This is a genomic window from Escherichia sp. E2661 (assembly GCF_004745185.1).
Lineage (GTDB): Bacteria > Pseudomonadota > Gammaproteobacteria > Enterobacterales > Enterobacteriaceae > Escherichia.
Window position 1 is genome coordinate 1 of sequence record NZ_PDIG01000093.1, and the last position, 512, is coordinate 512.

At 53.7% G+C, this 512-nt stretch carries 2 pseudogenes; both read left to right on the forward strand.

Features of this window, described 5'->3' with window-relative positions:
• Positions 1-291, forward strand: a pseudogene (locus tag CRI63_RS23835) (hypothetical protein); the annotation flags it as partial.
• A 12-nt stretch (positions 292-303) separates the two neighbouring features.
• Positions 304-508, forward strand: a pseudogene (locus CRI63_RS23840) (beta-aspartyl-peptidase); the annotation flags it as partial.
• Positions 509-512: the final 4 nt, after the last annotated feature.

Genomic DNA, 512 nt, shown 5'->3' on the forward strand with positions numbered 1-512 from the left:
GTGATGGCGTTGTGGGGATTGCCCGGCGAAGCGGCAACTGTCCTTTTAGCCGCATTGATGAGTATGGGCGGCGCGGTCGGCGTTGCCGCCAGCCTGGCGACCGCTGGCGCATTAACCGGCCACGATGTCACGGTATTACTTCCCGCGATGTATTTAATGGGCAACCCGGTGCAAAATGTTGGTCGCTGCCTGGGAACAGCCGAAGTGAATGCCAAATATTACCCGCATATCATTACGGTCTGCGTGATTAACGCATTGCTGTCGATCTGGGTTATGCAGCTTATTGTTTAACAAGGAGTTACCATGATTGATTATTCCGCAGCCGGTTTATCCCTGCTGCAGGGAGCCGCNNTTGTATGCGCCCGAAGATCGGGGAATTTGCGATGTCCTCGTCGCTAACGGCAAGATTATTGCCGTTGCCAGTAACATCCCTTCTGACATCGTACCGGACTGCACGGTTGTCGATCTCAGCGGGCAGATCCTCTGCCCAGGTTTTATTGATCAACACTGAT